16 protein-coding genes are annotated in these 19,542 nt (G+C 66.1%); 3 read left to right on the forward strand and 13 right to left on the reverse strand.

Annotated elements, in window-relative coordinates; genetic code table 11:
- The 8 genes from AC1MDG_RS03070 to AC1MDG_RS03105 all read right to left on the reverse strand — a co-directional run bounded on the left by AC1MDG_RS03070 (window position 1) and on the right by AC1MDG_RS03105 (window position 8,390).
- Entirely contained in the window at window positions 1-1,197 is a 1,197-nt protein-coding gene (locus AC1MDG_RS03070) for a Gfo/Idh/MocA family protein (RefSeq protein ID WP_479807463.1), read from the reverse strand.
- Between the two features lie 10 nt (window positions 1,198-1,207).
- Window positions 1,208-2,326 carry a Gfo/Idh/MocA family protein gene (locus AC1MDG_RS03075; protein ID WP_479807464.1) on the reverse strand — a complete coding sequence of 373 codons (1,119 nt, stop codon included), beginning with the start codon at window positions 2,324-2,326 and terminating at the stop codon, window positions 1,208-1,210.
- A complete protein-coding gene (locus AC1MDG_RS03080) occupies window positions 2,323-3,087 on the reverse strand; it encodes a sugar phosphate isomerase/epimerase family protein (RefSeq protein WP_479807465.1) in 765 nt (254 codons plus the stop codon). Before AC1MDG_RS03080 ends, AC1MDG_RS03075 begins: the two co-directional genes overlap by 4 nt.
- 79 nt (window positions 3,088-3,166) lie before the next feature.
- On the reverse strand, window positions 3,167-4,060 hold the full coding sequence (locus AC1MDG_RS03085; protein WP_479807466.1) for a carbohydrate ABC transporter permease: 894 nt from the start codon (window positions 4,058-4,060) through the stop codon (window positions 3,167-3,169).
- Window positions 4,060-5,022, reverse strand: coding sequence for a carbohydrate ABC transporter permease (locus tag AC1MDG_RS03090; protein WP_479807467.1), 963 nt, complete (start codon window positions 5,020-5,022; stop codon window positions 4,060-4,062). The genes AC1MDG_RS03085 and AC1MDG_RS03090 overlap by 1 nt, the downstream gene beginning before the upstream one ends.
- Window positions 5,023-5,035: 13 nt before the next feature.
- Window positions 5,036-6,364, reverse strand: coding sequence for an ABC transporter substrate-binding protein (locus AC1MDG_RS03095; RefSeq protein ID WP_479807468.1), 1,329 nt, complete (start codon window positions 6,362-6,364; stop codon window positions 5,036-5,038).
- 107 nt (window positions 6,365-6,471) lie between these two features.
- Window positions 6,472-7,299 carry a hypothetical protein gene (locus AC1MDG_RS03100; RefSeq protein WP_479807469.1) on the reverse strand — a complete coding sequence of 276 codons (828 nt, stop codon included), beginning with the start codon at window positions 7,297-7,299 and terminating at the stop codon, window positions 6,472-6,474.
- On the reverse strand, window positions 7,296-8,390 hold the full coding sequence (locus AC1MDG_RS03105; protein ID WP_479807470.1) for a Gfo/Idh/MocA family protein: 1,095 nt from the start codon (window positions 8,388-8,390) through the stop codon (window positions 7,296-7,298). The genes AC1MDG_RS03100 and AC1MDG_RS03105 overlap by 4 nt, the downstream gene beginning before the upstream one ends.
- 186 nt (window positions 8,391-8,576) lie before the next feature.
- Between AC1MDG_RS03105 and AC1MDG_RS03110 the strand changes: the two genes are divergently transcribed.
- Together AC1MDG_RS03110 and AC1MDG_RS03115 are read left to right on the forward strand one after the other, a co-directional pair.
- The gene (locus tag AC1MDG_RS03110; protein ID WP_479807473.1) at window positions 8,577-9,809 is read left to right on the forward strand and encodes an ROK family protein; all 1,233 of its coding nucleotides are present in this window, start codon (window positions 8,577-8,579) and stop codon (window positions 9,807-9,809) included.
- Window positions 9,810-9,892: 83 nt separating this feature from the next.
- Window positions 9,893-11,086: an MFS transporter gene (locus tag AC1MDG_RS03115; RefSeq protein WP_479807475.1), complete on the forward strand. Its 1,194-nt coding sequence runs from the start codon at window positions 9,893-9,895 to the stop codon at window positions 11,084-11,086.
- A 216-nt stretch (window positions 11,087-11,302) separates the two neighbouring features.
- Here the strand turns inward: AC1MDG_RS03115 and aceB are convergent, their stop codons facing one another.
- Window positions 11,303-12,967: a malate synthase A gene (gene aceB / locus AC1MDG_RS03120; RefSeq protein WP_043478013.1), complete on the reverse strand. Its 1,665-nt coding sequence runs from the start codon at window positions 12,965-12,967 to the stop codon at window positions 11,303-11,305.
- Between the two features lie 255 nt (window positions 12,968-13,222).
- Window positions 13,223-14,554, reverse strand: a complete 1,332-nt coding sequence (gene aceA / locus AC1MDG_RS03125) for an isocitrate lyase (RefSeq protein ID WP_209747512.1) — start codon at window positions 14,552-14,554, stop codon at window positions 13,223-13,225.
- 183 nt (window positions 14,555-14,737) lie between these two features.
- Here aceA and AC1MDG_RS03130 point away from each other — a divergent pair, with 183 nt between their 5' ends.
- On the forward strand, window positions 14,738-16,225 hold the full coding sequence (locus AC1MDG_RS03130; protein ID WP_043478018.1) for a helix-turn-helix transcriptional regulator: 1,488 nt from the start codon (window positions 14,738-14,740) through the stop codon (window positions 16,223-16,225).
- Between the two features lie 143 nt (window positions 16,226-16,368).
- Here AC1MDG_RS03130 and AC1MDG_RS03135 read toward each other — a convergent pair whose 3' ends face one another.
- From AC1MDG_RS03135 to AC1MDG_RS03145, 3 genes are read right to left on the reverse strand one after another with little or no spacing between them, the layout of a single operon-like run.
- On the reverse strand, window positions 16,369-17,394 hold the full coding sequence (locus AC1MDG_RS03135; protein WP_479807478.1) for a TAXI family TRAP transporter solute-binding subunit: 1,026 nt from the start codon (window positions 17,392-17,394) through the stop codon (window positions 16,369-16,371).
- Window positions 17,391-18,824 (reverse strand): HAMP domain-containing sensor histidine kinase, encoded by a 1,434-nt coding sequence (locus AC1MDG_RS03140; protein ID WP_479807480.1) that lies wholly within the window; start codon window positions 18,822-18,824, stop codon window positions 17,391-17,393. Before AC1MDG_RS03140 ends, AC1MDG_RS03135 begins: the two co-directional genes overlap by 4 nt.
- Complete coding sequence (locus AC1MDG_RS03145; protein ID WP_479807482.1) at window positions 18,821-19,489, reverse strand: response regulator transcription factor; 669 nt, start codon at window positions 19,487-19,489, stop codon at window positions 18,821-18,823. Before AC1MDG_RS03145 ends, AC1MDG_RS03140 begins: the two co-directional genes overlap by 4 nt.
- Window positions 19,490-19,542: the final 53 nt, after the last annotated feature.

Below are 19,542 nucleotides of genomic sequence, written 5' to 3' on the forward strand. Positions count from 1 at the left end.
TCAGGCTCCTTCGGTGGCGGGGACGGGGGAGGTGGTGAGCTGGATGATGGAGGATTTGGCGTTGGCGGATTCTTCGATGGCAGCCAGCACCCGCTGGACGGCCAGGCCCTCGTCGAACGACGGCGACGGCGGGGTGCCGCCGTCGATCGCGGCGAGGAAGTCCCGGATCTCGTGCGTGAAGGTGTGTTCCCAGCCGATCACGTGGCCCTGCGGCCACCAGGCAGCCATGTACGGGTGCTCGGGTTCGTTGACCAGGATGCGCCGGAAGCCCTGTTCCCGGACGGGGACGGTGGCGTCCAGGAAGCCGAGTTCGTTGATGGCTTCGAGGTCGAACAGCAGGGAGCCCTTGTCCCCGTAGATCTCCAGTTTGAGCGAGTTCTTTTGCCCGGTGGCCATGCGCGAAACCTCCACCGAGGCGATGGCCCCGGAGTCCAGGGTCAGCGTGGCCCAGGCGGCGTCGTCGACCGTTACCTCTTCGGGGCCGTGCGTCCCGGGGCGGCTGGTCACGAAGGTGTGCAGCCGCCCGGAAACCTCGGTGACCGTGCCGTCGAGGAGGAACATGACCTGGTCGATCGCGTGCGAGGCGATGTCGCCCAGGGCGCCGGACCCGGCTGTTTCCTTGTTCAGCCGCCACGTCATGGGGGAGTCGGGGTCCACCAGCCAGTCCTGCAGGTACGCGGCGCGGACGTGCCGGACTGTTCCCAGCCTGCCCTCGGCAATGAGTTCCTTCGCAAGGGCCAGGGCCGGGACACGCCGGTAGTTGAAACCGATCATGGACTGCACGCCGCGTTCCCGGGCGGTGCGGGCAGCGTCCGCCATGGCCTCGGCCTCGGCCAAGGTGTTGGCCAGGGGCTTCTCGACCAGGACGTGTTTGCCGGCCTCGAGCGCCGCGATGGCAATCTCGGCATGCATCCAGCCCGGCGCGCAGATATCCACGATGTGGATGTCGTCCCGGTCCAGGACCGAGCGCCAGTCCGTCGCCGACTCGGCCCAGCCATACTTCGCGGCGGCGGCCGCGACCTGCCCCGCGTCCCGGCCCACGAGCACTTTCTGCTCGAAGGCCGGAACATCGAAGTAGGAGGCCACGTTGCGCCAGGCGTTCGAATGGGCCTTGCCCATAAACGCGTAGCCGATCATCGCCACACCCAGTGGAGGGTTTTCCGGGTTTGTGCCGTCCGTGCTTTCGGGGGAGTTCATTGCCTGGTTCCTAGAGGGTGGAAGCGGTGGGGTTCCAGTCCTCGGGGAGGGCCGGGGACGCGGGGGCGGAGCTTTCGACGTTGACAAAGGTGCCGGATTCCACGGACTCGGAAATCGAGACCATGGTGTCCAGCACGTGGTAGGCGAGGTTGCCCGTGGCGCGGTGCGGAACCCCGGCCCGGATGGAGCGGGCCATGTCCAGCACGCCCATGCCGCGGCCGTTGGACGGTCCGGTGGCGGGAATGACGGTCCACTCTTCATCGCCCGCGCGCCAGAGCCGCGCGTCGCCGTCGAAGTAGTTGGGATCCGGGAGGGAAATGGTGGCCTCCGTGCCGGTGATCTCCACGAAGCCCATCCGCTGCCGCGGCGACTCGAACGAGAAGACGCTGTGCGAGGACTGGCCGCCCTCGAACTGGGCCATCGCGGACACGTGGGTGGGCACTTCGACCGTGAATTCCTCACCCAGTTTGGGGCCGGAGCCGATGACCCGGACTTCCTTGGCTTTGGAGCCGATGGCCGCCACCTTGCGCACGGAACCGAATGTCTGGACCAGTGCGGTGATGTAATACGGGCCCATGTCGAACAGGGGACCGGCACCGTATTGGAAGAGGAACGCCGGGTTCGGGTGCCAGGATTCCGGGCCGGGGGTCTGGAACGTGGTCATGGCGGTCAGCGGGGTGCCGATGTCGCCGCGTTCAATGATCCGCAGGGCCGTCTGCAGGCCGGCGCCGAGGAAGGTGTCCGGCGCGCAGCCGAGCCGGAGCCCGGCGGCATCCGCGGCCTTCAGCAGCCCCAGGCCGGATTCGCGGTCCAGCGAGAACGGTTTCTCGGTCCACACGTGCTTGCCGGCGTTGACGGCGGCGGTGGCCACCTCCACGTGCGCGGCCGGGATGGTCAGGTTGACGATGATTTCGACGTCGGGATGGTTTAGGGCCGCATCCACCCCGCCGGACTCGGCGATTCCGTATTCCTTCGCCCGCGCCGCGGCCGCGTCCTCGAAGAGGTCGGCGATGACGTGGACCTTCAGGTCCGGGAACATCGTCAGGTTGTCCAGGTACTGCTTGCTGATGTTGCCGGCACCGATGACGGCGACGCCCACCGGCCCCTTCTTCGTGGAGGAGATGCTCATGCCCGCGCTCCTTCGGACTGGGCGCCTTCGCTGGCGTCGGCGTTCAGGAACGCCAGGGACTGGGCGATGCCGTCGAAGATGTCGCCGGAGTAGTCGTCAAACTCCACGACTCCCACTTCCAGGGACTTGGCGGCGCCGATGACATCCCAGACGGCGATCTTGCCCTGGCCGGCGGGCTGCTGGGCCTTGGTGTCGGTGTTCAGCGGGCCGTCCTTGATGTGGATGAACTTCACCCTGTCCCCGAGTTTCGTCAGGATGTCCACGGGGTCCTGGCCGCCCACGGCAACCCAGTAGGTGTCCACTTCCAGGACCAGTTCGGGGTCCAGGAGGTCGGCGAAGTACTCCAGTGCCGTGCGGCCCTCGATGCTGGACTCCAGTTCCCATGCGTGGTTGTGGTACCCGACCCGGATGCCGTATTCGGCGCCCTTCTTGGCCGCCGCGTTGAGGTTCGCGGCGGTGGCCTGGATGTCCCCGGCCTTCTGCCAGTGCTCGGCCGGCAGGAACGGGTCGATGACGGTGCTGATGCCCAGTTCCTTGGCGGCGGCGAAGATCTCGTCCTGGTCCTGGCTGAGCAGGGGAGCATGGCCGGACGGTGCAGTGAGGCCGTTCTCCTTCAGGGCGGCGCCGAGCTCCTTGGCCGTGGCCACGAAGTTGTAGGGCTCAACCTGGGTGAAGCCGATCTCAGCTACCTTGCGGATGGTGCCGGGCAGGTCCTCCTGGATGGCATTGCGCAGGGTGTAGAGCTGGAGTGAGTAAGACATTTTGTTCCTTTGCGGGAGTTTCGTTCCGGAATTGGTTCAGTGCCGGCTGCAGGCGGTGCGGCTTAGCGGCCGGCGTTGCTTAGCGGCCGGCGAGGGATCCGCCGATGCCCCCGACGCTGAAGTATTTGTTCAGGGTGGCGAAGACGATGACGGGCGGGAGCATCATGACCACGGCGAGGGCCATGACGGAGGTCCAGTCCGTGGCGTTCTGCTGGAAGAAAGACTGGACGCCCATGGGGAGAGTGAAGATCTCGTTGGAGCGAAGGAAGACGATGGCCACGAGGTAGTCGTTCCAGGCCAGCAGGAAGGCGAAGATCGCGGTGGAGAGGATGCCGGGCAGGGAGTTGCGGAGTACCACTTTGGTGAAGGAGCCGAAGACGGAGCAGCCATCGATCCAGGACGCTTCCTCGAGGCTGATGGGGATGGAGTCGAAGTAGGCAGCCATCATCCAGGTGGCCACCGTCATGGTGGAGCCGACGTAGATGATGGTGATGCCCAGCAGGTTGTCCACGAGTCCCATGGCTGCGAAGAGGATGAACAGCGGCACCACTGAGGTGATGATGGGCAGGGACTGCATCACGAACAGGAGCAGGGAGTAGCCGGACACGGCCTTGCTGCGGCCGCGGGAGAGGACGTAGCCGGCCGGGGCTGCAACCGCGACGGATACCACCACGGTGGACAAGGTGGTGATGAGGCTGTTCTGCAGCCAGGTTGCGGCGAGGGTCTTGGAGAAGACGCCGCTGATGTTCTCGAACGTCAGGCCCGTGGCGGTGCTGTTCGGCCCGGGTGTGAAGGCCAGGAGTACGGTGACGATGATGGGCACCAACACGATCGCGGTGATGACCAGGATCAGTGTGAACCGCCACCAGCGTCCGCGCATGCCGGCTTCGGAGAGGACGCGCTTGTTCTTGGCGGGGCCGACGACGCCGAGGGTGGGGCCGGATTCTGGGTGGGCGTGAAGGACTGCGCTCATTATTCGACGCTCGACTTTCGGATCTGGCGGTAGAGGATGACGGAGATGACTACGAGCGTCATGGTCATGAGGAAGGCGATCGCGACACCGGGTCCGGTGGCGAAGTCCTGGAAGACGGTGCGGTAGGCCAGGACCACGAGGGAGGTGGTGGCGCTGACCGGGCCGCCGCCGGTGAGCAGGTAGATCGTGGGGAAATCGTTCACGCAGAAGATGGTCATCAGGATCCAGCTGATGTAGGTGGACCGGGCGATCAGCGGCAGGGTGATCTGGCTGAACTGCTGCCAGCGGGTGGCGCCGTCCATGCTGGCAGCCTCGTACACGGTGCTGTCCACGGAGGCCAGGGCTGCCGAGATCATCATCATCATGAACGGGAAGCTGACCCAGACCTTGAACGCCATGACTGTGACGGAAGCGAGGGCGGGGTCCGCCAGGAACAGCGGGGTTCCCAGGCCGAGGTTGCGGAAGAGAGAGGGGATCAGGCTGTCCGGAGTGGCCACCAGCCAGTTCCACGCCGTGGAAGACACCACGATCGGCACCACCCAGGGCAGGAGGAGCAGGACCTTGAAGGTACTGCCGGCGGGAATCTTGGTGCGGAGCAGCAACGCCAGGCCCAGGCCGACCAGCCAGGAGCCGAACACGCCCACAAGGGTGAACCAGAGAGTGAACTGCGCTGCTTTCCAGAACGCCGGTGAGCTCAGCACGTTGGAGAAGTTTTCCACGCCAACGAAATTTCCGGTCTGGAGCAGGTTGCCGTCGTGGGTGGCCTGGACGCCGGCCTGGATCAGCGGCCAGCCGTGGATCAGCACGAGCAGGACCACTGAGGGGAGCAGCAGCAAGAAGAATGTTCTTGTGGCTTGGGCGGAGAGTTTGCTCTTGCGTTTACCGGGGGCTGTCCCGGTCCCGCCGGGAGCAACTCCGCGGCGGGCCCGGGCCAGCCCGAACTGTGTTGTGGTGCTGGACATAGCCGGTTCCGTTCTACTTCTTCAGTACGGATTCGAGGCCGGACTGGAACGCCTGCAGCGCGGTTTTGGCATCCGACTTTCCAGTGATGATCGTCTGGCTGAACTGGTTCAGCGCCTGTCCGCCGTCAAGTGCGGCGAGGTTGGCGTTGAGGGTGTTGCCCTGGGAGGCGAAGGTTTTGGCGATGGGCTGCCAGTCCTTGACGATTTTGACGTTGTTGGGATCGCTGGCGAACTCGGGCATTTCGGTGATGGATTTGAAGACGGGCAGGGCTGACATCAGCTTCTTCTGCCACAGCTGCTTGAGCTGGCCCAGGTAGTACACCAGGAACTCCTCGGACGCTTCCTGGGAGGGCGTGTTGGTGTACATCATGATGTTGTTCGGGAAGACGATGGTGGCTTTGTCGCCGTGCGGCCCGGTCAGGGGGTCGGCCACCAGCAGGTCTCCGGAGGTGTCGCCCACACGCTGCGGGACATTCACCTGGAACAGGCCAAATCCTGCCTTGCCATCCTTCCACTGCGCTGACATGTTGTCGGTGGTGTAGCTGACCGCGGCGGGGTCGACGATGCCGTTGGACACGAGTTCCAGGACGAACTCCATGGCTTCGACGTTGCGGTCGTTGAGGAGGTCCAGTTCGCCGTCCTTGTTGAACACACCGCCGCCGTTGTTGACCATCATCATGATCATCGAGTGGTTGGCGTAGTTGTTGCCGGCGCCTGCGCCTGTGGTGAAGCCGAATGCGCCGATCTTCTTCAGCGCCTTGCCCGCTTCAAGGAGGGAAGGCCAGTCCGTCGGCAGGGCAACGTTTGCCTTCTCGAACAAGGACTTGCGGTACCAGAAGACGCGCATGTCCAGCTGCCACGGAACGGCCACGTAACCCTTGCTCGACTTGAACGGGTCCAGTACGCCCGGCAGGAAGTCATCGAACTGGCCGTTGGCCTTCAGCTTCTCAATGACCTTGTCCGCGTAGGCGATCTGGCCCTGCTGCTCAAACTGGAAGGCCTGGAAACCGCCACCCGTGGACACCGCGGGACCGGTCTTGGATGCGATTGCCGAAGAGAAGGTCTGGTAGAAGTTGGCCCACTGGATGATCTGGTAGGAGGCCTTGCCGCCGTTGGCACCCGAGAAACCCTCGGCAATACCCTTCGCGGCGTCGTTGTAGGCCGGGGTGGCCCACGGCATGTCCCAGAACTTGATGGTTCCAGCCGCGCCGCCTCCACCGCCCTGCGAAGCGGACCCTCCGCCGCAGGCGGCCAGGAGGGGAACGGAGGCCGCAGCCGCGGCGAATCCCAGGAACCCCCGCCGGGAGAAGGCGGAAGATGCGATGGAGGGTTTCGTAGACACGATAGTTTCCTTTCAGGGCCCGGAGTGACTGAATGCCCGGGCCCTTCTCGACAATGAGTGGATGGTGACTTGAGGAACTGGAACTGCTGGTGGTTCGGTAGGGCTGTCTAGCTGGTGAGTTGGTTGAGGAGTGCCATGACGGCGGTGAACTGTGCCAGGTCGTTGGCGGTGGTTCCGGAGGAAACATGCCAGTGGACCCTCGACCAGCTGGTCCGGTGGGAGGATTCGTACAGTGTGGGAAGCGTCGTCGCACCGTCTGCGGTGACTGCCCGGACTTCGGCCGGCCAGGCTGCTGCGGGGTCCGGCAGTACCACGTCGGCACGCCCGGCTGTCGTAAGGATTGAGACGCTGGCGGTGGCCGGCAGTGCGGAGGTGAGGATGCCCTGCAGCGCGACGGGCGCTCCGCCTGCAAGGACGCCGGCCACGGTGTAGCCGTTCCCGTTGCGCTGGACCATCCGGAGGTTGTGGACGTCAATCCCGCATTGCACCAGGACGGCAAGCTGGTCCGTCAGCGGCCGCAGGGGATCCGCCCCCGGTGCCGCAATGGCAACCGAGTCCACCAGGACAGCGTCGTTGAGGGCGGCGGCGATGACAACGTGCACGTTCTTGCTGGTGGAGGCAAGCGCCACGTTTCCGGCCCACTGCAGGTCAAGAACCACCACGGCGGCGGCAGCATCTGCAACGACTGCGAGTCCGGCGGGGTCTTCTGCCACCGGGGCGGACACCACAACGCCTTTGGCTCCGTTGCGGATGGCAGTGGACGCCCGATCAGTCCAGCCGGCATGGCCGGCGACGGCGACGACGTCCGGCGTGCCTGCGCCGTCCGGAGCAAACCGGGCCGGAGCCAGGGACAGGGGAAGGGAAGCGACGACGGCTGACACCGCGCCGGTTGCTTCTGCCTGTGCGTCCGCGTACACGGACAACTGCGTGCTCATGCGTTGACCTCCTGCTCTGCGGCTGCGTCGTGGGGAGCACCGGCGTCAATCCGGCCTGCGGCCGCCTCGGCGATCGCCAGCGCGAACTCAAGGTCATGGATCAGCGTCTCGGCAGACGGCGGCTGGCCCGTCCCGCCGGCCAGTTCGGCCAGCTTGCGCCACTCGCCCTCGTAGCCGTTGTGGCCGAAAGGCCCCAGGGTGACGGTCCGCCCGGCCGTCCGGATCCGGGCGGTTGCCGAGCCTGCATGGACGTAGGACGGGGTGAAGTCGATTTCCAGGGAGGCGTCGTTGCCGATCGCTTCAAACGTCCAGCACGGTTCCCAGGTCCCGTTCATTGCGGCCCGGAGCTCGATGGTGACGTCTCCGGCCCGCAGGGAGATGACGTAGCCGTAGGGGCTTACGGTTTCAGCGTGGAGGACTTCCACCGCCGCAAAGTCGGGGGTGAAGCGGCGGACCAGCGGAAGGTCGTGGATGGCCAGGCCCATCACGCCCCCGGTGAGCATGGCCTTGAGGGCCTCCGGATCGGTGGAGTCACGGCCCGGCACGGGAACGCGGCCCACAATCTCGGTGGCGAAGTCCTCGAAGCGGGGGTTGGGCGGAAGGACGATGGACGACCGGACGGTGTGGACCTGCTCGGGCAGGCCGCCCCAGGCTTCCTCCGCCGCGAGCCAGCCGGGATCGAAGGTGTGCATGGCGCCCACGATGATGGGAACGCGGGTTTCGGCGGAAACGGCGGAAATGGCGGCAGCCTCTTCCCCGTTCATGGCGAACGGTTTTTCGCACAGCACAGCCTTCTTGCCGGCCCGGCAGGCGGCGATGACCTGGGGTGCGTGGAACTGGTGCGGGCTGCAGATGGCAACGATGTCCACCGCCGGGTCCGCGAGGAGTTTGTCCATGCTGGTGCTGAAGCGTGCTCCGACCCGGCCTGCCACCGACTCGGCCACGGCGGGGTCGACGTCCATGATGTGGCGGACTTCGAGAATGTCCCCCAGCCGCGCGAGGGAGGGGAGGTGGATCGCCTGCGTCACAGGTCCCGCGCCCAGAATGCCGACTCCCAGGAGGGTCGGTGATTGCTGTGCTTGGCTCGACAAGTTGATTACCTCTTTGTAATAGCTGGAGCGTGCGGGCTAGGGCTTCTCAGCAATGCCTCGTCTCAGTGACACCGCTCACACATCAAGCTAGACACACTTTTGTCGATCGTCAAGCAAAAGTTGAAAAGTTATCGACGATCTTTCGGTGGCGTGACACGCATAAGACCTTCGTGCTATCACTGACTCATGAGTCCAACGTCTGGAAAAGAGCCCGGCATCGACGCCGGAACCGAGGCCGCGCCCGACGGTGCCGGAAGCCTTTCCCGGGCCGGTGACCTCTTCCAGCTGCTCCGCGACGGGAAGGCCCGCACCCGGGCCGAACTGGCCCTGACCACAGGCCTTGCACGGTCCACGGTCGCCGCCCGCATTGACGCCCTCATCTCCTCCGGGCTGGTGGGTCCTGCCGGTGAGGCCAGTTCCAGCGGCGGCAGGCCGCCGTCGCGCTTTGCCTTTAACCCGGCCGCGCGTTCTATCCTGGCAGTCGACGTCGGCGCCACGCACGTGATCGTCGCCGTCACCGACCTCGGCGGCAACGTCCTGGCCGAACGGCGCCTGGCCCAGGATGTTGCCGACGGCCCGGAAGCGGTCCTGGGCCTTGTGGTTGACGAAGGCAAAACACTCCTCAGCGAGGCAGGCCGGAGTGCAACGGACCTCGCCGGCATCGGGATCGGGCTGCCCGGTCCGGTGGAGCACGCCACCGGGAAGCCGGTGAAGCCGCCCATCATGCCCGGCTGGGACGGGTTCGATGTGGTCCGTTATGTGCAGCGCTCGCTGCCGGTGCCGGTGCTGGTGGACAACGACGTCAACATCATGGCGCTCGGCGAACGTACGGCGTACTGGCCGGAACACGACAACTTCCTCTTCATCAAAGTGGCAACGGGCATCGGTGCCGGCATCATCAGCAGCGGCGAACTCCAGCGCGGCGCCAACGGAACGGCCGGGGACCTGGGCCACGTGCGGGTTCCGCGCGGCGACGAGATCCTGTGCCGCTGCGGCAACTACGGCTGCCTTGAAGCGCTGGCCTCGGGCCCCGCCGTCGCACGCGAACTGGCCCGCCAGGGTCTTCCGGCCGAAAAGGGAGGCGATGTCCTGCGGCTGGTCTCCGAGGGAAACCTCCAGGCCATCCAGGCGCTGCGCCAGGCCGGCCGTGACGTGGGGGACGTGCTGGCCACTGTGGTCAACCTGCTGAATCCCTCGGTAATCGTGATCGGCGGCAGCCTCGGCCAGGCCGGCGAGCACCTGATGGCCGGAGTGCGCGAAGTGGTTTACCGGCGGTCCCTGCCGCTGGCCACGTCACACCTGCGGATAGCGCTCTCGATGGCCGGCGACCAGGCCGCGATCCTCGGCGCCAGCCAGATGGTCACACAGCACGTGTTGTCTCCCGCCGTGATCGAAGCCACCTTGCAGGCAACGGGATAACGCCCGTCATGTTGCCGCGGGCATGATAGCAATGAGTGGATGAAACCGATTTCCAGCACCCGCATTAAGCCGCAGCCCGCATCATGACGGCGAACATCCTCGCCAGGATTCCGCGCGGCTGGATCCTGCTGGCCAGTATCGGGCTCATTGCGCTGAACATGCGCGGCCCCTTCGTGGCTGTGGCCCCGGTGGTGGGCCCGATGCAGCAGGACCTCGGGTTCTCTCCGGTTGAACTGGGGCTGCTGACCGGTATTCCGGTGCTGTGTTTTTCGCTGGCGGCGCCGCTCGCGTCGTTTGCGGGCCGGAAATTCGGGGCGGAATTCGCCATCATGCTGACGCTTCTGGGCGTGCTGGCCGGCGTCATTGTCCGGTCGGCCGGAAACGGCGGCCTGGTGCTGTTCGGAACAGTGATCATCGGTGTGGCCATCACCATCGGCAACATTGCCGTGCCGCTGATCATCCGGCGCGACTTTTCGCCGCAGCGCCAGGGGACCGCCATGGGCATCTACACCGCGGCCCTGAACATCGGGTCCTTCCTCACTTCGGTGGTCACCGCGCCCCTGGCTGAGCTGGCCGGATGGCGGCTCTCGCTCGCGGCCAGCGGGCTTTTCGCCGTGGCCGCCGCGGTTTTCTGGGTGATGGCAGTGGGCCGTCATGCCTTCGTTCCGGCCGCCGTCGAAGAGTCCGATCCCCGTCCCGCCGGCGTTCGGCCGGCGTCCCGCTGGATCACGGCCGGGCTGACCGCGGGCTTTGCCGGGCAGGCGTTCTCCTACTACGGCGTCACGGCCTGGTTGCCGACCTTCCTCACGGACGAACTGGGCATGGCGCCCTCGGCCGCCGGCGCAGGGTCCTCGCTCTTCCAGATCCTTGCTATTGTGGGCGGCCTCGGCGTGCCGATGGTGGCCAGGTTTGCCAGCACGACGGCGGTGGCGGTCACCCTGGGCCTGATGTGGCTGACAGTTCCGCTTGGTCTGCTGCTGGCCCCGGATCTGTGGTGGCTCTGGTCCTCGGTGGGCGGCGCGGCGCAGGGCGGCGGCATCACGGTCATCTTCATTGCCATCATCAAGCTGGCCCGCGACCAGGCGTCCGCCGGCCGGATGTCCGCCGTCGTCCAGGGCGTGGGCTACTCGGTTGGCGCTGTTGCCCCGACGCTGGTGGGCTACGTCCACTCGGTTTCCGGATCGTGGACCAACCCGCTGCTGCTGATCCTTGCATCGGTGGCGGCGTTCGTCCTGGGCACCACCCTCTCCGTGCGCAAGGTGCCGAAGACCCGCTGACGGCCCCGCCGTCGTCGTACCTCCCCCCCACACGAAAAGCGCGAACGGACAGCTGAGGCCCTTACTCAAGGGCCTCAACTGTCCGTTCGCGCTTAATGGTTCTTCCGTTGCCGGGCCGCCGCCCCGGATTTCGGGGTGCCTGTTGCGAAGGGCGTGGCAGCCCGGCAAACGGAAATCTTCTCGATTACCGCGGGCTCAGGCTCGGTTACCGCGGGATCAGGCGGCGACGAGTTCCGCGTCCTCGACCGGTTCCTCGGTGCGGTCCCGGGCCTCGTGCAGGAAGCGGGAGTAGGCCGGCAGGGTCAGGAACGTGGGGAATGCGTCGGCCAGGGTGACTTCCTCGAAGATGTCCCGTGCGTCGGCGAAGCGGTCGCCCTCGAAGCGTTCCAGGCGGGCGAATTCCTCGTCCAGCAGTTCCTCCACCCAGTGGCGGGTGATGATTTCACCCTGGTCGGTAATGGCGCGGGAGAAGATCCACTGCCACAGCTGTGAGCGGGAGATCTCCGCGGTGGCGGCGTCCTCCATCAGGTTGTGGATGGCCACGGCACCGTTGCCGCGCAGCCAGGACTCGATGTAGCGGATGCCCACTTCGATGTTGTTCCGGATGCCCTGCTCGGTGATGGTGCCCTTTGTGGAGGCGATGTCCAGCAGCGCACGGTCGTCCGGGGTGACGTCTTCGCGGAGGCGGTCCAGCTGGTTCGGGCGGTCGCCGAGGACGCCGTCGAACACTTCGCGGCACACCGGAACCAGGTCCGGGTGGGCCACCCAGGAGCCGTCAAAGCCGTCGCCGGCCTCGCGGGTCTTGTCCGCGCGGACCTTCTCGAACGCGATGGCGTTGGCTTCCTCGTCCTTGCGGTTGGGGACGGCTGCGGCCATGCCGCCGATGGCCATGGCGCCGCGCTTGTGGCAGGCACGGACCAGCTGTTCGGTGTAGGCGCGCATGAACGGGGCCGTCATGGTTACCTGCACGCGGTCCGGCAGGACGAAGCGGGGGCCGCGGGTGCGGAAGTTCTTGATCATGGAGAAGATGTAGTCCCAGCGGCCGGCGTTCAGGCCCGCCGCGTGGTCGCGGAGTTCGTAGAGGATCTCTTCCATCTCGAAGGAGGCCGTGATGGTCTCGATCAGCACGGTGGCGCGGATGGTGCCCTGCGGGATGCCGAGGAGATCCTGGGCGAGGATGAAGATGTCGTTCCACAGGCGTGCCTCCAGGTGGTTCTCGATCTTCGGCAGGTAGAAGTAGGGGCCTTTGCCCTGGGCCAGCAGCCGGCGGGCGTTGTGGAAGAAGTACAGGCCGAAGTCCACGATGCCGCCGGCAATGGGTTCGCCGTCGATGAGCATGTGCTTCTCGGGCAGGTGCCAGCCGCGGGGACGGACCACGATGGTGGGCAGTTCGCCGGCCGGGCGCAGTTTGTAGTCCTTGCCCTCGGGGGAGGTGAAGTCGATCCGGCGTTCCAGCGCGTCCGTGAGGTTGAGCTGTCCCTGGATCACGTTCCGCCACGACGGCGTGGAGGAGTCTTCCATGTCGGCCAGCCACACCTTGGCGCCGGAGTTCAGCGCGTTGATGGTCATCTTCTTGTCCACCGGACCGGTGATTTCCACGCGGCGGTCCTCCAGGCCCGGCGCCGGGGGAGCAACGCGCCAGTTCGGATCGTTCCGGACGGACTCGGTCTCGCGGAGGAACCGCGGATCCTGGCCCTTGGCGATCTCGGCACGTCGGGTCCGCCGGGCCTGCAGCAGCTCCTGCCGGCGCTCCGCCGTGGCCCGGTGCAGCTTGGCAACAAACGCCAATGCATCCGGAGTAAGAACCTCGCCCTGCCGGCAAATCGGCTGCGCGGTCAAAGTGATCCCGTTGATGGTGAAGTTGTCAGTGAAGCTGTTCATTTCTGTCTCCTTAAAAGACGAAAAGGGAGTTCGACGGCGGGGTGCGGGTTGGGGCCGAAAAAGGCAATCCTCCGCGTGCTATTCCCCATCCCCGCCATGGGCCTCGCAGAGCTCGGCCGGGCGGGGACGGGGCCCCTTTTACGCACGCTTCCGGATCACCTTTTCCGACCCCCGATGGCTAAGGCACCATGGGTGCCGGCCGCCGTCGTGCCTTCCGGTGAGCGTCATGATCGGCTCACCTTTGGCGGCGAAAGGTTAGTGGAACTGGCCTTCTTCGGTGGATCCCACCAAGGCCAGGGTGGATGCGTTCGGGTTGAGCGCAGTTGCGATGTCGTCGAAGTAGCCGGTGCCGACTTCGCGCTGGTGCTTGGTCGCGGTGTAGCCGCGGGACTCGGAGGCGAATTCCTTTTCCTGGAGCTCGACGTAGGCGCTCATGCCTTCACGGGCGTAGCCGTGGGCGAGGTCGAACATCGAGTAGTTCAGGGCGTGGAAGCCGGCCAGGGTGATGAACTGGAACGTGAAGCCCATGGCGCCGAGTTCACGCTGGAACTTGGCGATGGTGGCGTCGTCCAGGTGCTTGCGCCAGTTGAACGACGGCGAGCAGTTGTAGGAGAGCATCTGGTCCGGGAACTCGGCCTTGACGGCTTCGGCGAACTTACGGGCCAGCTCGAGGTCCGGGGTGCCCGTTTCCATCCAGATGAGGTCGGAGTACGGGGCGTAGGCCTTGGCGCGGGCGATGCAGGGTTCGATGCCGTTGCGGACCTTGTAGAAGCCTTCCGGGGTGCGGACCGGCTGTCCGCCTTCGCGGAGGATGAATTCCTGGTCGCGCTCGTCGACGTCGGAGGTGATCAGGGTTGCTGCCTCGGCGTCGGTGCGGGCGATGACCACGGACGGGGTGCCGGCGACGTCGGCGGCCAGGCGGGCGGCGTTCAGGGTGCGGACGTGCTGCTGGGTGGGGATGAGCACCTTGCCGCCGAGGTGGCCGCACTTCTTCTCCGACGCGAGCTGGTCCTCCCAGTGAACGCCTGAGGCGCCGGCCTGGATCATGGACTTCATCAGCTCGTATGCGTTGAGCGGGCCGCCGAAGCCGGCTTCGGCGTCGGCGACGATCGGCACCATCCAGTCCTCGACGGTCTGGATGCCTTCGGAGAACTCGATCTGGTCGGCGCGGAGGAGGGCGTTGTTGATGCGGCGGACCACCGTGGGAACGGAGTTGGCCGGGTAGAGGGACTGGTCCGGGTACGTGTGGCCGGAGTTGTTGGCATCCGCAGCGACCTGCCAGCCGGAGAGGTAGATGGCGCGGAGGCCGGCCTTGACCTGCTGCACGGCCTGGTTGCCGGTCAGGGCGCCCAGAGCGTTGGTGTAGCCGCCGGTCTTGTGCTCTTCGGTCAGCTGCTTCCACAGCTTCTCGGAGCCGCGGCGGGCCAGCGTGTGCTCTTCGGAGACGCGGCCGCGGAGGCGGACGACATCCGTTGCCTTGTAGTCACGGGTCACACCTTCCCAGCGCGGGTTGGCGGCCCACTCGAGCTCCAGTGCGGCGGCCTGCTGCTCGGGCGTCTGCTGGGTGGGCTCAAATGCTGCAGTCATCTTTGTCTCCTTGTTTGTGCTCCGGGGTGTCCTGGCCGGTCCCCGCCCTGCGCCTTTGCAGTGGGGGGACCGGCTGGACCGGTGCGGTGTTTCTTTCCGTGAGATCTACTTTTCTGCACTTTCAAGAGGGTTACTAGATGAAAACCATGGAAAGAAATGCGTTTCTTCGCGTATGCTCAATAAATGTCGCCTACGAGCTGGAACCGCAAAGCCGCCACCCCGCCGTCGTCCCCTGCAACCGCCGAACTGGACGTCATCAGCCTGGGCCGCCGCGTCCGCCACCTGCGCAAAGCGGCGGCGATGACCCTCGATGACCTGAGTGCCGCCGTCGGGACCGCGCCGAGCCAGCTGAGCCTGATCGAGAACGGCAAGCGGGAACCCAAACTGGGACTGCTGCAGCAACTGGCGGCCGCACTGAATGTCAGCATCGACCAGCTGCTCGGGGCAGAGCCGCCCAACCGCAGGGCGGCTCTGGAAATCGAGCTGGAACGGTACCAGCGCAGCCCCCTCTATGAGTCCCTGGACCTGCCGAAAATCCGCATCAGCTCGCGGCTTCCGATGGATGTGCTGGAGTCCATGGTGGGCCTGCAGCACGAGCTGGAGCGCAGGCTCAACGAGCAGGTGGCCACGCCGGAAGAGGCCCGACGCGCCAACGGTGAACTGCGGGCCATGATGCGGGAGCGGAACAACTACTTCCCGGAGTACGAGGCGGAGGCGCAGAAGGTCCTGGCCTCGGTGGGCCACACCAGCGGCCCGCTCTCCCACCACGTCATCGCGGACATCGCCGGGCACCTCGGTTTCAGCCTGCACCACGTGGGCGACCTGCCGCATTCCACCCGTTCCGTGACGGATCTTAAGAACCACCGAATTTATCTCACGCAGAACCAGCGCACCGATCACGACCCCCGTTCGGTGCTGCTGCAGGCGCTGGGCCACTACGTCCTGGGCCACCAGACACCCTCGAACTACGGGGACTTCCTGATGCAGCGCGTGGCCACGAACTACTTCGCCGCGGCGCTGATGCTGCCGGAGCAGGCCACCGTGGAGTTCCTGCAGAAGGCCAAGCAGGCCAAGGAAATCGCCGTGGAGGACATCCGGGACGCCTTCGCCGTGTCCTACGAGACCGCGGCGCACCGGTTCACGAACCTGGCCACCCAGCACCTGGACATCCGCACACACTTCCAGAAGACGCACAAGAGCGGCATCATCTACAAGGCCTATGAGAACGACGGCGTGACGTTCCCGCAGGACCACACCGGCGCCATTGAGGGCCAGCCGTCGTGCAAAAACTGGACGTCGCGGGTGGTATTCGACGTGCCGGACAAGTTCAGTGCCTACAGCCAGTACACGGACACTCCGTCGGGGACCTACTGGTGCACGGCCCGGACGGAGCGCTCCGCCACCGGCGAGTTTTCGCTGTCCGTCGGCGTTCCGTACGCGCAGGTGAAGTGGTTCCGCGGCCGCGAAACCACGGAGCGGTCCAAGTCCACGTGCCCGGACGAGAACTGCTGCCGCCGGCCGCCTGCCTCGCTGACCTCCGAGTGGGCGGGCAACGCCTGGCCCTCGGCGCGCGCGCACTCGCACCTGCTTGCCGCCATGCCGCCGGGCGCCTTCCCCGGCGTGGACGAGACCGAGGTGTACAGCTTCCTGCAGGCGCACTCGGGGAGCTGAACGGACGCTCTCTCACTTCTTGCGGTGTTTTCCCGGACGCTCTCTCACTTTCTTGGGGAAAGTGAGAGAGCGTTTCGGCGTTTGGCGCCGGAAGTGAGAGAGCGTCCGGGTTTTCGGTGCGAAAGGTGAGAGAGCGTCTGTCCTCACCCGTGCAGTTCCCGGTAGGCCGCAGCGGCTGCGGGGTGCAGCGGCAGGCCGGCCGTGTTGATCAGCGATTCCGGGCTCAGGAACTGGACTCCCAGGCTGGAACGGGGGATCAGTTCCTGGGCATGGTCCACCAGCAGTTCGACGGTTCGCTTCACGGTCCGCGAGTCCAGGTCACTGCGGCACAGGAGCAGGTTGGCCACGCCCACTGCCCAGACAGCCGGGACGCCCTCGTAGGCCCCTTCCGGGATGAGCACCCGGTCATAAAACGCGCCGTACCTGGTCCTCAGTTTGGGCAGCAGGGGCGAGAGGTCCAGGAATCCGAGCCCCACCTCATGGTGGGTGGCGGCAATGGCGGCCGTAGGCACACCGCCGGACCAGAACAGCGCGTCCACCGACCCGTCCTGCAGCGCCGCAAGCCCCGCGTTGAGTCCGAGGTTCAGTACGGTGACCGTTTTGTCGGCCCCGGCAGCGGGCGTGGCACCCACAGCCACGGAAGCCAGCCCGGCGGCCTCCAGCAGGCGAGGAGTGGTGAGTGACGTCCCTGAACCGGGCTCGCCGACAGCAACGGTTCTGCCAGCCAGTTCCGTGACGCCGCGTATGCCGCTGCCTTTCCGGACGACGCAGTGGACGTAGTTTTCGTACACCCTTCCCAGGGCTGTGATGCGAATGTTCGACGTGCTGTGGGTTTCTATGTCCTGCGCGGCGGCATCCGCCAGCGCGACGGCGAACGTCGCTTGCCCGCTCAGGAGCTGCTGCAGGTTGTCCAGGCTGCCCCCGGTGGTCAGGGCTGATGCACTGCCGGCCACGCCATGGCGCTGGAGGGACTCTGCCAGCAGCGTTGCGAATTCAAGGTAGAAGCCTCCCGGCTCACCGCCGGCGACGGTCACGGTGCCCGGCTTGTCCTCAGCCGTGCAGGCGTTGAGGGCCGGGACGAACAGCCCGGCCAGCGCGGCAGCCAGCCCGGCCTTGAGGGCTGATCTCCGTGGCGGTAGGGCTCCGGTCAGGTCGGTCGTGCCGGTCATGCAAGGGCTCCCGGCTCATGAAAAGCCGCGGCACGCGGGAACTCGATGCGCGCGATCAGCCCGTGTGGCGAGGCTTCCGCCAGCAGCAGGCGGCCCCCGTTGGCTCCGGCCAGTTTGTCCACAATCGTCATACCAAGGCCGTTGCCGCGGATATCCCTGTGTTGCGGCGAGCGCCAAAATCGGCTGGTGGCAGCAGCCCGTTCCGCAGCGGAAAGCCCCGGGCCGTCGTCGGAGACTTCCACGGCAACCGCGTCCGGACGAACGCGGACTGCCACGGAGATCCTGGCGCCGGCTGCGTATTTGATGGCGTTGTTGATCAGTTCCCCCACCATCTGGGCCAGTTCGGCGGCATTGCAGGCGATGTGCACCGCCGGGTCCGGCGGATCCTCCAGCACGATCGACGAGCCGCCGCGCCGTGCCGCGGGTCCCGCCCGTTCGGATTCTTCCTGCAGCACGGGGTACGGGTCAATGGCGTCCGGGAGCCCGCGTGAAGGGGTCCCCGGAAGGCCTCCGGCGGAGTCTTCAAACGCCCGGTGCTCGGCTGTCGCCAGCTTCAAGACCCCGTCCAGGATTTCTTCGACGCGTTCCAGTTCCGCCAGGACTCCGGCCGCGGCATTGTGCTCCCGTGCTGTTTGGAGTTCAAGCTGCAGCAGGTCGATCCGCAAGCGCAGGGCACCCACGGGATTGCGCAGCTGATGGGACGTGTCGGCAATCAGCTGGCGCTGGGAGTCGATGCTGTCGCTGACCGTCCGGGCCATCCTGGTGAAGGAACGGCTCAGTTCCCGCAGTTCAGGCGGGCCATCTTCGGGGAGTTGGCCGGCCCGGCCTGTTGCCTCCAGCTCGGTTACCGCCGAATTGAGGCGGTGGACAGGGCGCAGTACCCAGCGTGTCACGCGGGCGGCACCGAGGAGGAGCACTGCGGCGAGGGCGGCCGCCGCCACTCCGACGAGGAGCCACCGTTCCCGGAGTTTCTGCCGGGCTGCATCCAGATTGACCTCCAGGACCGCCTCGCCAAGAACCTGGCTTGCGCTGCCGAAGGAGCGTGAAATCACCTCGGACCCGGTTCCGAACGGCTGAATCGGACTGAGGGTGGTGTCGCTAAGGTTCAGCTTTGCCCGGGCAACAGCGTCGCGGACCTCTGCCCTCTCCTCGCTCAGGCCGCCTGAGCGCAGGGTGCCCTGCTGGAGGCGGATCAGCACCCCCTCACCGTACAGTTCCGAGTACCTGTCCATTTCTGCCTGCAGCTGGATGGATTCACCGTCGGTCGCGGCGTCGAACGCCACCTGCGCGAGCCTGTTCAGGGCAGCCGCCCGGTTGATTTGGAGTTCCTGGGTGAGCTCCCGGCTGGCCGAAGTCAGGAGCGCGGTGGAGGCGAAGATGACGATGAGGACGGACAGCACGCTCAGGATTCCGAGGACGCGGAGCTTCACGCAGGATCCGCCTCGACCCGGTAGCCCACTCCGCGCACGTTGATGATGAAACCGGGGAGCTGGAGCTTCGACCGGAGACCCGTCAGGTGCACGTCAAGGGAACGCGAGGAGGCCAGGAAGGCGTCCCCCCACAGCGCATCCAGGATTTGTTCCCGGGTGACCACGGAGCCTGCATGCCCGGCCAGAAGGGCGAGCAGGTCGAACTCGGTGGCCGTCAGCGGCAGGACCTTGGGGCCGATGGCGGCCACGCGCCGTTCGAGGTCCACTTGGAGTTCCCCCAGCACAATGCTCCGCTGCCTGCTGTCCTTTGCGCGGCCTGCCCGCCTTGTCACGGCTTCGATGCGGGCCAGCAGCTCAACCAGTTTCACCGGCTTGACGAGGTAGTCATCAGCACCCGACCGCAGGCCAAGGACCACGCTGCGCTCGTCGTCACGGGCGGTGAGGATCAGGATCGGGACCGGGGTGACCTGGCGTAGCTTCCGCAGCACGTCGAGGCCGTCCATGTCCGGAAGTCCCAGGTCCAGCAGGATGACCTCGAACCGCCGGTGTTCCAGGAGCGCATCGGCCCCGCGGGCAACCCGGAAAGAGGTGTGTCCGGCGGATACCACCGCCGCATCGAGGGCGGACGCCATCGCGTCGTCGTCCTCGACGATGAGCACATCCATTGCCTGTTCCTGTTCGTTGACGGGGCATCTGCTATCTGCCCGCTGTGGAGATT

Source organism: Arthrobacter sp. AIWTK1 (assembly GCF_056680535.1).

Coding starts and splice junctions, on each gene's coding strand:
- AC1MDG_RS03115 (WP_479807475.1), top strand. CDS start 9,893: ATGACGGCGAACATCCTCGCCAGGATTCCGCGCGGCTGGATCCTGCTG.
- AC1MDG_RS03130 (WP_043478018.1), top strand. CDS start 14,738: ATGTCGCCTACGAGCTGGAACCGCAAAGCCGCCACCCCGCCGTCGTCC.
- aceB (WP_043478013.1), bottom strand. CDS start 12,967: ATGAACAGCTTCACTGACAACTTCACCATCAACGGGATCACTTTGACC.
- AC1MDG_RS03110 (WP_479807473.1), top strand. CDS start 8,577: ATGAGTCCAACGTCTGGAAAAGAGCCCGGCATCGACGCCGGAACCGAG.
- AC1MDG_RS03085 (WP_479807466.1), bottom strand. CDS start 4,060: ATGAGCGCAGTCCTTCACGCCCACCCAGAATCCGGCCCCACCCTCGGC.
- AC1MDG_RS03075 (WP_479807464.1), bottom strand. CDS start 2,326: ATGAGCATCTCCTCCACGAAGAAGGGGCCGGTGGGCGTCGCCGTCATC.
- AC1MDG_RS03070 (WP_479807463.1), bottom strand. CDS start 1,197: ATGAACTCCCCCGAAAGCACGGACGGCACAAACCCGGAAAACCCTCCA.
- aceA (WP_209747512.1), bottom strand. CDS start 14,554: ATGACTGCAGCATTTGAGCCCACCCAGCAGACGCCCGAGCAGCAGGCC.
- AC1MDG_RS03135 (WP_479807478.1), bottom strand. CDS start 17,394: ATGACCGGCACGACCGACCTGACCGGAGCCCTACCGCCACGGAGATCA.
- AC1MDG_RS03100 (WP_479807469.1), bottom strand. CDS start 7,299: ATGAGCACGCAGTTGTCCGTGTACGCGGACGCACAGGCAGAAGCAACC.
- AC1MDG_RS03090 (WP_479807467.1), bottom strand. CDS start 5,022: ATGTCCAGCACCACAACACAGTTCGGGCTGGCCCGGGCCCGCCGCGGA.
- AC1MDG_RS03080 (WP_479807465.1), bottom strand. CDS start 3,087: ATGTCTTACTCACTCCAGCTCTACACCCTGCGCAATGCCATCCAGGAG.
- AC1MDG_RS03145 (WP_479807482.1), bottom strand. CDS start 19,489: ATGGATGTGCTCATCGTCGAGGACGACGACGCGATGGCGTCCGCCCTC.